The organism is Brucella gallinifaecis (genome assembly GCF_006476605.1).
GTDB lineage: Bacteria > Pseudomonadota > Alphaproteobacteria > Rhizobiales > Rhizobiaceae > Brucella > Brucella gallinifaecis.
The window spans coordinates 4,567-15,150 of sequence record NZ_ML636823.1 but is presented as its reverse complement, the minus strand read 5'-3'; the positions used below and the strand labels follow the sequence as shown (position 1 = coordinate 15,150).

Genomic DNA, 10,584 nt, shown 5'->3' with positions numbered 1-10,584 from the left:
TCTTTGCAAAGCTCGCAGCATAATTGCGTCCAGAAATAAGGCCGCTTATATCCTTCCAAAAACTTTGCGACAGAACCGCCAAAACGGTTGCGTCCGTATCTTCTCTCCTTCGATGTCGACGGAAAACCAGCCGGATTGCATCCTGACCGCTACGAGTTCTGGTTATACCGACAGATCAGGAAGCGGTTAAAATCTGGCGCAATATACCTCGATGACAGCCTGCAACATCGCCATTTCTCACAGGAACTGGTCTCTTTGTACGAGAAAAGTGACACACTTGTGCAGATGGACATCACGTTTCTGGGTTCTGTCGCAAATATTCAGCCGGTTAAGAACAGCCTTAGAGCCTGCTCCAAAAAGGGTTGAGCGATTTCAGCGGCTGAATATTTGCGACAGAACCTCTTTTAACACAACAGTGATTCCGGTTTTGAATATCATTCGGCCAGTGCTTCGGGTATTCTATCATATATAGGCTTAAGTAAATAGTCGAGTAGTGAATGAGAGCCATATTTCACAAAAACATTTACAGGCATTCCAGCCTTTATGTCGAATTTCGATAACTTCTTCTTTCCTTCTTCTGTAATCCTAATTTGAAGTGCGTAATATGGTTCTTTCTTCTCGTCACCAGTTAGCTGATCGGCTGATACATTTGTAACGATGCCAGGAACGCGCTGTAATTCATTTTGATCATAAGCAGTGAAAAGTAGATCGACTGGACGCCCAGTACCGACTTTTGACACAAGATGAACAGGGAGACGTGCCTCTATATATATATCATTATTATGCGGAACAATGTCCATTAGCGGCTGTCCCTGATTAACGATGCCATCTTTGGTAAACACGTTTAATCCAATGATAGTTCCATCAACAGGGGCAACAATTGTTGTGTTGTCAAGATCGTTCGTTAAAAGTTCGATCTTGCTTTTTAGCTCACTAATGTCAAATTGGATCTGGGTCAGTTCTATCTGTACATCCCTTTGAAAAGTTGCCTTACGCTGTTCGATTCTTAGTTGTGATTCTTGAATTTGCTTTTCCAATTGGTCAATTTCTCCATTTGAATCGCCAAGACCAACTCTTAGATCAGCAAGTTTTATCTCAAATTCGAGCAATTTATTCTTAGGAGCATATCCTTGGTCGGCGAGCCCTTGTGTCCTTTTAAACAGCTCTGCCACATAATTGGCCTGGGCTTTCTGATATGCATTCCGTTCCTGTGCGGTAAGCAGTCGACTTTTAAGGCCGTCAATTGCCTGCATTGACGCTCCAACATCACTATTCAACTCCATTCTGCGTGTATCAAGAAGCTTTTCCTGCAAAGACAGGAGTTGATTGAAGCGCTGTTGATGTTGAATATGTTTTAAATCTTCAGGTAACACCATCTTCGCTAATCCGTCCTGTTCCGCTAGCAGCCGAGCGACCACGAGACTCTTCATATAATACTGATCCAGAAAGGAGTTGAGTTGTGACTTTTCTCTTCGTGAACTTAATCGGATCAATACATCTCCAGCCTGTACTTTATCCCCATCCTTAACAAATATAGAACTGATAGTACCTATTTGAGGGGCTTGGACCGTTTTTCTATGCCCGGCAACACTAACAACCCCATGGGCCGGAACACTTTTATCCAAAGGAGCAAAGGCAGCCCATGCAAAGAATAAAAATACACCGAAAAATATTGCAACCCAACCGAACCAGACGAATGGCTTGTCATCATTAAAAAACATAGGTGGTTTACAAAGCCGGACAACATCGTTTGTCATAAAAAATTTCGTCCTTATAGAAAGCGTATCCGTCCTACAAACTACGTGTGATTTACTCAGCTACTTGGAGGGGACGGCACTATTACTGGAGTTTTGGCCAACTTCTTCAATTCTCTGCAGGGCGGTTTGTATCGAGCCAAATGCCTCAATTTTACCCTCGATAAGGAGCAGCGTTTTGTCCGTCTTATCTAGAAGGCTTTTACTGTGGGTCACTAGAAGGACCGTTTTCTTTTGCTGCTTTAGAATTTCTAACGCACTATGAAGAGCTTCATTTCCTGCGATATCCAAATTTGAATTAGGTTCGTCAAGAACAATTAATGACGGGTCGCCATATAGGGCACGCGCCAGACCGATACGCTGTTTTTGCCCACCCGAGAGCCCAATGCCTCCCTGGCCGAGGATTGTGTCATAACCCTGGGGCAGGCGGAGGATCATTTCATGAACACCGGCCAGCTGTGTCGCACGTATAATTTCATCGGTGTCAATAGCATTAAATCTGGCGATATTCTGGGCTACAGTTCCAGCAAATAATTCAACTGATTGAGGCAAATACCCGATATATTTGCCCAGATCATCTGGGTTCCACTGCTGAATGTCCGCATTATCCAATCGCACAGTTCCGGTAGCGGTAGAACACGCACCGACGATCAAGCGTACCAATGTTGTTTTCCCAGAGGCGCTTGGTCCAATTACTCCAGTGATATCACCTGGCTGCAAGCAAAAATTAAGATCATATAATATTGTTCTACCTGACCGCTGCACTGATATATTCTCAAGTGTCAGAAATCCTTTTGGTCGAGGCAAGCACATGTGGTCACTATGTTCTTTGTGAACAGATAGAGCCTTGATAATGGTGCTATAGGCTGATTTGCTTTTTACCCAGCTTCTCCATATCTGTATTAATTGTTCGATGGGGGCTAGAGTACGGCCAAGAAGAAATGTCCCGGCGATTATCATCCCAGCGGAAATTTCTCCCTGAATGGCCAACCATGCGCCGAGCCCCAGAATAAGTGACTGTAGGCACATGCGTATGAATTTGATGCAAGCAGTCACTCCAGCGCCGCGCTCACTTGAAATCTGTAAGCTATTCAGGAAACCTTCATGTAGTTCAGCCCATCGGCGGTTAAAGTTCGGAAACATTCCCAGCGAGCGAACAACTTCCGCATGCGCTATTTTCTCATGAATTAGCTCAGCCGAAGCAAGCGATAGTCGCGTCGTTTCTTCGGTAGGCAACCTCAAGAGTTTATCGTTGATTACCGCGGCTACAATCAGGATGATTGTGCTACACAATGCGTAAACGCCCAGCCATACATTTAAAATAAAAAGAATACATATGTAGAATACAAACCACGGCGCGTCGATCAGAGCCGCCAGGCCATTGCGGTCAATAAAGTTACGAATTTCTGAAATACAAGAAAATACTTTAGATGTGTTCGTATCAATCGATGAGTCCGTTATCTGAAACGCCAATGAGCTCAACTTTCTATCTATATTGATAGCTGCTCTTGTAATTATGATATTACGGCAGAACTCAAGAAATGAAATAATTGAATATATGAATACAACAACAACAGAAAGAAATAGTAAAGTCAAAAAGCTTTGCGATGAAAGAACTCTATCATAAACCTGAATCATATATATGATAGATGTAACGGAAAGCAAATTTATAATGGCGCTGAATATTATTATGGATATAATCGATGAACTTCGCATCGAAAGGCGAAATATGGACTTCATGTGTTTACGCCAATAAATGTACCTGACCACCAAGTCAGGTAGTCAGGTTATTTAATAATATTTATTAAATGTTAACGTGTCATTGATAGTAAATATCGTTTATGTCGAAACCATTTTGAAGGTGGTTTACATTAATAATACTTTTGCTTCCATCATTATTCGTGTATTGTACTAATGTACTAAATTGCGTTGTTTTAAAAATTATAGCGTCGTTATGATAATTAGAGTTATCAATATATAATTTATCCCCTTTATCAAAACCAAATACAGCACCTCCACCATTAGAATTAATGGATTTCGCATCAAAATGAAATTCTTCCTGATGATTAAGATTATTTCCTATGAGGACATCTCCTTTATCAAAAGATGAGCCAACGTTAGCTCCGGCATACAGTTTTACATTTCCGCTAGACTTCAAATTCGTTACAACATCAGAATTAGTGCCGCCATTAACACGATCGCCGTTTAAATTATAGACGGCGCAATTTTCACTAACGTTAGGTTCTGGGCTATGGTCTGTTTTGTATACTCTTCCATCTCCGATTTTAAATGTATCAATACTATCTCCAATGGCTTTCTTCACAGTAAGATAAATTGGATTATCACCAAAAATGTTATCAAGAATAACAAACACGCTTTGTTTAATATCCTTAATAGTGTAATGATCTGTAGTCATCAAATAAATCCTTTGTATGTTAATTGGTATTGATTTTTATTCTAAAAATTAGAAATATTTTTTCTTCGCTCCTCTCTTTGGTTATTAACTTATGGGAATTTATTTCATAAATAACGGATATTCGAATGCCTCGCGCGAATGCTATATTTATTTATAAAGCTAATATAAATACCAATAAATATAAAAATAAGACGCTGAATCTCTATTTCACGCTGACGGGTTTCTTTGGGGCCATAACTTTAACCCGAGTGCCGAGGTTCTGTTGCAAAAATTCAAATTGAACGGAGCATGGCTTAATTCTGGACACAGTTATTCAGCGAGTGCTTCGAACTGTTGTTTGATTGAGAGTGCATCTGAAGCTGAAAAGATGCCTTGTTGTTTGCGCATCATGTGGATGAGTTCAATGCCATAGATGTAGCGGCGCACAATGATAATGGTTCCGACGCGCAATCATCGGTATTTTCGACGCGAATTAATTGAGATTAGCAAAGCCTTCCGGCGCAGATTGTTTGAGACTATATGCACGGTATATGAGACGAACGCGCAGTGCTGCGCGACTGATGCAAATTATTTGAGCAGACATAATTGACACACGCACGTCGTTATGCGATACAAGTATCGCAGTTGTTAAGGAATACGCACAATGCCTATATCAATCCGCCTTCCAAGTGACGTGGAAGCAAGACTTACTGATCTTGCAGTGCGAACAGGCCGCAGCAAGACTTATTACGCCACTGAAGCCATCATAGGTCATATTGAGGATCTCGAAGACCTTTATCTAGCTGAACAACGTTTAGCTGACGTTCGTGGTGCTAAGTCTGACACAGTAGATATTGAAGAGCTGATGAAACGCTATGGCTTGGAAAATTAAGTTTGAGCGGGCGGCGGAGCGCGAACTTTCCAAACTAGACCCGCAGACTGTCAAGCGTATCCTTATTTTTCTACACGGTAGGATCGCGAAGTTAGATGACCCTCGTAGCATAGGAGAAGCGCTGAAAGGTTCCAAACTCGGAGACTTTTGGAAATACCGAGTAGGTGATTATCGAATGATAGCAAACATTGAAGACGGCGCTTTGTGTATCCTTGTGGTACGTATTGGTAATCGCCGAGAAGTATATCGGTAACGAGGCATTGCTGTCTATGACAGCGTAATGCAATCATGTATGGGGCAAACTATTCCGCGTTGTTTCCTTCAAAAAAGAACAAAATACCTGTCAGGAAAAACTCTATGACCCGGATACAAAGCTGTCAATCGAACGGAAATAGAAGCCTATTCTGACGGAAATTCGTCGATCCGCCTGACGTGGCGATAGGGTATACGCCAAACGGACAAGATCACGATGCAGAACGCCGTCTGTCTCATATAATTTGCGTCCGTCGCGCAGCGGCTGTGCATCCGTCTCAGAAAGTGTGCGTTCAGTCTCAATAATCGCCCCCGAAAAGTGCTTGGTTTCAGAACACCTCTTGAAGCCTACCAAACAGCTGCACTTCAAATTTGAGACTACTCATAGTTGAATGCTTGCGTTTCCTCTCAGCACCGGATCTGGAGAAGTTCAGTCAAAAGGACCTGCGCCTTGTAACACCTTCGGATGTCACCTCGATGGATGTTGCGCCTGTAGTGGTGGAAAATGAGGAGGCTGACCGTCTGCGCGAAGGACTTCGGGGGTCGGTGATCGAGCAAGACCTTCAGAGTTTATTTCAACTGGACGGCATTGACATGCTGACAGGGACGGCCCTGGCAGCGGACTGCCTGGACGCGCTGCGATTTGCGGGTCTGTCGGCGGACCTGTTGAGCGCGATTGAAAGCTGGAGTGCCGATCGGATCAGCGTCAGCTTTCAAGACGCTCGTACAGTCTGAAACGGCGCTCTGGTCCCCGGATCAAAAGCCCTCCAGCAGCTTTTGCAAACCGGCGCTAACGGTTTCCAACAGGCATCGTTCGCATTGCCTGGCCATTCATGTAGCCGTCGGCGATGAAGATCCAGAACAGAGGCAATCCTCGCAGGATCCCGGTTTCAGCTGTTCAGGATGTCCTTAATGTTCTCCCTCTGAACAGCGAATGGACACGGGGAGCCGGAGCCGCTACAGCCTCGGATACGAGCGGCCTTCCTTGCACCTCGAGCCTTTTCCAATTTTCGCGGAGTTCTCCCATGTTCGAAATCAAACCAGCCTACTCCGAAGGTCCATGCGGCGACACGCTGATGGTCGTGGATGAAGGTCGTGACGTCTGGCTACAGCGCGTGAAAGGAAATGGAACGGAACCAGGCGATTATTTCAAGCTGGTCTGGAAAGGTCAGCAGATCGTGTTTTTTGTAGATCCCGAGATTCGATATGATGAACGCGGTGACTATTACATCGTTAAACACATTGCACAATTTGGCGGATCCCCATATGTCTCGAACGGCAAAGGGCAGACTATACAACTTCACGCCTGGCATGCCGACAGTCCCGAACAGGAACGCGAAGCCATGTTGCTAGCAATCGAAGCGCTATTGGTCTACGGCGGTTTTTACGACGGGTATGAACACGCTGACGGTATTATAAGAGTAGAATTCGAAGGGCGTCTGTATACCAAAAGCGATTTTGAGCTACCCTGAGCAAATCACGCGTAGGCCGCATATTTTTATACAATATTTTTGGAATTTCTGAATGACCGATCTTACGCTGGATCAGGCACGCGGCGAAGTGGCTGCGCTCAATGATCGCATCGACGCTGCCAAAGCCGCGGGTACTTTTGATCAGAACAAGGCCGCCTTTGAACAGGACCTGCGGGATATTTTTGGCCGCACCTCCATCGCGCAGGTAGATGGTTCAAAGCCCGAAATCAGCGTGCTTTACAGCTGTTCCGCGGATGTCAAAAATGTGATTTCAGGCCATCAGATAGCCAAGCAAGTTACAAATGAAAATTCTGGAAAAACCAAATATTATGAACAAAATGGTGATCAGGTTATTATTCCCAATATAATCAATGAACCCAGCAGCGATAATATATTTAGACGAATATTAAAGTCCCTCTCAATCTGGAAACAATGAGCCTCGGGATAGACCTCTAATCTTTAAAAGCGGTCATATTCGATGTCACGCACCCAATTCAATTCTCATTAGTTTAAATAGCCCGGCGGGAACACCGGCGAAGGAAATATAATGTTCGAAATCAAACCAGCCTACTCCGAAGGTCCATGCGGCGACACGCTGATGGTCGTGGATGAAGGTCGTGACGTCTGGCTACAGCGCGTGAAAGGAAATGGAACGGAACCAGGCGATTATTTCAAGCTCGTCTGGAAAGGCCAGGAGATCGTGTTTTTTGTAGATCCCGAGATTCGATATGATGAACGCGGTGACTATTACATCGTTAAACACATTGCACAATTTGGCGGATCCCCATATGTCTCGAACGGCAAAGGGCAGACTATACAACTTCACGCCTGGCATGCCGACAGTCCCGAACAGGAACGCGAAGCCATGTTGCTAGCAATCGAAGCGCTATTGGTCTACGGCGGCTTTTACGACGGGTATGAACACGCTGACGGTATTATAAGGGTAGAATTCGAAAGTCGCCTGTATACCAAAAGCGATTTTGGCCTTCTCTGAGCACGCTCTGCCCTCTCCCAATTTTTTGTACAATATTTTTGGAATTTCTGAATGACCGATCTTACGCTGGATCAGGCACGCGGCGAAGTGGCTGCGCTCAATGATCGTATCGACGCTGCAAAAGCGGCCGGAACTTTTGAGCAGAACAAGGCCGCCTTTGAACAGGACCTGCGGGATATTTTTGGCCGCACCTCCATCGCGCAGGTAGATGGTTCAAAGCCCGAAATCAGCGTGCTTTACAGTGGCGGTTTGGATGAGAACGCTTCCGGTAGCGGCCATCAGATCGCCGAGCAGATCGCCGACGAAAACAAGATCGGCGATGAAAAGCTGAATAAAGTCGGCATTATCGACAAGACCCATGCTGGATCGCTTGCTGAAGATCCACAAACCAAAGCAACACTCACCAAGCTTTTTGGGCTTCCAAACAGCGACGAAGCCAAGGCCTTCCTGTACCCCCCGCGCGGCGGGCCTGAAACTCCCGGTATTTTTGACGCCCTGTCTGAACGCTTTGCTGCTGCCGCAAAAGGCGATGTGGTCACGTTAAGTCCGGTCGCCAATCCGGCAAAAACACTTTCTGTCACCGAAATCCCGACCCTTCTCCGGAACCCGAATATCAAATCCATCAACGGACTTGATATCGAATTCTACCGGACAATGTATAAAACGGCCCTGGGTGGTGGCGATGATGTTGCAGCGGCAAACGCCAAGGTTGCAGCCGCTGTTAATGCCCGCTCAGCCGACCTTTTAAATGGTGCGGTCTATTATCGTGAGGGCAAAACCACAAAGCTGCCCCATATTGGCACTTTGTTTAAAAAGTTCGGTATTCAGGGCCTCGTCGATACGCTCGTCCCTCCGGGTGTCCAGACCGGCGTTCTCAATGCCTTGAATGACTTTAACACCAAAAGCCTTGCCGATGTGAATGCGCTTATCACTGGCTCAAGGCTGCTTAAGGCTGCAGGTGTTGGAGGCCTTGTCACAGGCGTGATCGCCACCGCTTATGAAGCACTCACCCAGCTTCAGGCCGGTGATAAAGCCGGAGCTGCTGATACGATCGCGAAATTTGCAGCCTCTGAAACAGGTGCAGCCCTTGGCGGCGGCCTTGCAGTGCTTGCAGTCAATGCTGCGATGGGGCCGATTGTAGCAGCGTTTGGCATTCCGTTGCTGGGGACTGCGGCATTTGCTGCCGGCGGTATTGTGTTTGTTGGCGCTCTCCTTGGTGCGCTTGCTGGCGGTATCGGTGCACAGGGTCTTTATGAGATGATCCGGGATGCATTTGGGGATCCCCATCCTGCTGCTGGCTTGCCTGAAGGCGCACCGACCTTTGCCGATCCTCTGGTACTGGATCTGGCAGGCACAGGCATTGAGCTGTCCTCTGTCGAAGAGTCCAATGCGCATTTTGATTTCACTGGCAGCGGTTACGCAGTCAGCTCGGGCTGGATCAAGCCCGGTCAGGGTCTGCTGGTTCTCGAAGACGAACATGCAGATGGCAAAATTACCGCCAATGAACTGCTCGGCGCCCTTTCCGGCGACGGCTTTGCGGATCTTGCGCGCCTTGACGAAAATGGCGACGGCGTGATCGACAGCCACGATGCGGCATATTCGAGATTAAAGGTCTGGGTGGATGCGGGCTGCGATGGCGTGTCTTCTTCCGGCGAACTGCACAGTCTTGCGGATCTTGGCATTGTCTCGATCAGTCTCAAACAGAAAGCTGCCAATACCGACTTCAATGGCAACAAGGTCATTTCCTCAGCAAGCTTTACCATAGAGGTCAAGGATCTCGAAAGCGGTAAGAGCGCGCTCAGCACACGGGAAATCGCCGAGGTTAATTTCTCAACCGACAGTCAGTTGTCGATTTATACGCCGCCAGCCGGTTTCAACTATAATCCGGACGCCATGTTGCTGCCGGAAATCGCTGGCTACGGCAAACTGCCTTTCTTGCGAACTGCCATGTCGCAGAACGCTGCATTGCTGGATAAAGTGAGAAATCTTGTCCTCAATGCCGGCTCGATGAGTTACGCTGAATTCCATGAGGCCTTTGAACAGCTGGTAATCGAATGGGCTGGTGCCAGCAATGTCGACCCTGCCAGTAAAGGCAAATATGTCGATGGGCGGCATATGGCGGTGATTTTTGCTTTTTATGGCATCGATCCAAAAACACAGCCAGAATATGATCTCAATCCAAACTGGCACAACGGCCCAGGCGTCTGGGAGCCGCGCTATCGTGCAATTATCGATATGCTTGCAGCTCGCTTTGCAAGTCAGGTTTCTCTCAGTCAGTTCTTAAACGGCGTGCCTTGCGATACGGCTACAAACGATCTCTTCGCAGCTCTTTCCACTATAGAATATAACCCATGGACCGATAAGGTCAGCGTTGATTTTCACACGCTCATCCAGACAGTGGTTGCCAAAGCGCCTGCGGATACGAATGCTTCTGCGCTCTATTGGGCAAAAGTCCTGCCATTTATCAAAAACCTTCATACCGATTATGCCGATGGCATCAGCTTTGATACAGCACTCATTCAGGCGCTCATACAGTTTGATGGAAATGATGAGATAAGGTCAAAATTCGAAAGCGTTATCAGCACCCCGCATTTCCTCGGCACGTCTGGCAATGATACTTTTACGGGTACAGCAGAAAACGAACTGATCGTTGGCGGCAAGGGCAACGACGTTCTCAGCGGTGGCGCAGGCAATGACACCTATCTCTACGCCCGCGGCGACGGCAATGATACGATCATTGAGCCCTATCCCAGCGGGACGGACAGGCTGGTGCTCGAAGGCATCAATGCAGCCGATGTCAGTGTGAGCCGCGATGGCAAAGATGT

The 10,584-nt window shown here is 46.6% G+C and carries 9 protein-coding genes and 2 pseudogenes; 8 read left to right on the top strand and 3 right to left on the bottom strand.

The window, feature by feature from the left end:
* Positions 1-78 precede the first annotated feature (78 nt).
* Positions 79-360: pseudogene (locus FHY56_RS17315) on the top strand (hypothetical protein); the annotation flags it as partial.
* Between the two features lie 74 nt (positions 361-434).
* On the opposite strand, the gene FHY56_RS17310 reads toward FHY56_RS17315, so the two are convergent.
* The 3 genes from FHY56_RS17310 to FHY56_RS17300 form a co-directional block, all read right to left on the bottom strand.
* On the bottom strand, positions 435-1,757 hold the full coding sequence (locus FHY56_RS17310) for an HlyD family type I secretion periplasmic adaptor subunit (RefSeq protein ID WP_140906369.1): 1,323 nt from the start codon (positions 1,755-1,757) through the stop codon (positions 435-437).
* A gap of 60 nt (positions 1,758-1,817) precedes the next feature.
* Positions 1,818-3,494, bottom strand: a complete 1,677-nt coding sequence (locus FHY56_RS17305; protein WP_140906368.1) for a type I secretion system permease/ATPase — start codon at positions 3,492-3,494, stop codon at positions 1,818-1,820.
* 79 nt (positions 3,495-3,573) lie between these two features.
* Positions 3,574-4,170: a hypothetical protein gene (locus tag FHY56_RS17300; RefSeq protein WP_140906367.1), complete on the bottom strand. Its 597-nt coding sequence runs from the start codon at positions 4,168-4,170 to the stop codon at positions 3,574-3,576.
* 643 nt (positions 4,171-4,813) lie between these two features.
* Between FHY56_RS17300 and relB the strand changes: the two genes are divergently transcribed.
* The 7 genes and pseudogenes from relB to FHY56_RS18010 all read left to right on the top strand — a co-directional run.
* Positions 4,814-5,041, top strand: a complete 228-nt coding sequence (gene relB / locus FHY56_RS17295) for a type II toxin-antitoxin system RelB family antitoxin (RefSeq protein ID WP_140906366.1) — start codon at positions 4,814-4,816, stop codon at positions 5,039-5,041.
* Positions 5,025-5,294 (top strand): type II toxin-antitoxin system RelE family toxin, encoded by a 270-nt coding sequence (locus FHY56_RS17290; protein ID WP_140906365.1) that lies wholly within the window; start codon positions 5,025-5,027, stop codon positions 5,292-5,294. Before relB ends, FHY56_RS17290 begins: the two co-directional genes overlap by 17 nt.
* A gap of 476 nt (positions 5,295-5,770) precedes the next feature.
* Positions 5,771-6,028 (top strand): hypothetical protein, encoded by a 258-nt coding sequence (locus FHY56_RS17285; RefSeq protein ID WP_140906364.1) that lies wholly within the window; start codon positions 5,771-5,773, stop codon positions 6,026-6,028.
* 290 nt (positions 6,029-6,318) lie between these two features.
* Positions 6,319-6,765, top strand: coding sequence for a hypothetical protein (locus FHY56_RS17280; RefSeq protein ID WP_140906363.1), 447 nt, complete (start codon positions 6,319-6,321; stop codon positions 6,763-6,765).
* A gap of 88 nt (positions 6,766-6,853) precedes the next feature.
* Positions 6,854-7,201 (top strand): hypothetical protein, encoded by a 348-nt coding sequence (locus FHY56_RS17275; protein WP_140906362.1) that lies wholly within the window; start codon positions 6,854-6,856, stop codon positions 7,199-7,201.
* Between the two features lie 111 nt (positions 7,202-7,312).
* Positions 7,313-7,759, top strand: coding sequence for a hypothetical protein (locus FHY56_RS17270; RefSeq protein WP_140906361.1), 447 nt, complete (start codon positions 7,313-7,315; stop codon positions 7,757-7,759).
* A 51-nt stretch (positions 7,760-7,810) separates the two neighbouring features.
* Positions 7,811-10,584, top strand: a pseudogene (locus FHY56_RS18010) (hypothetical protein); the annotation flags it as partial.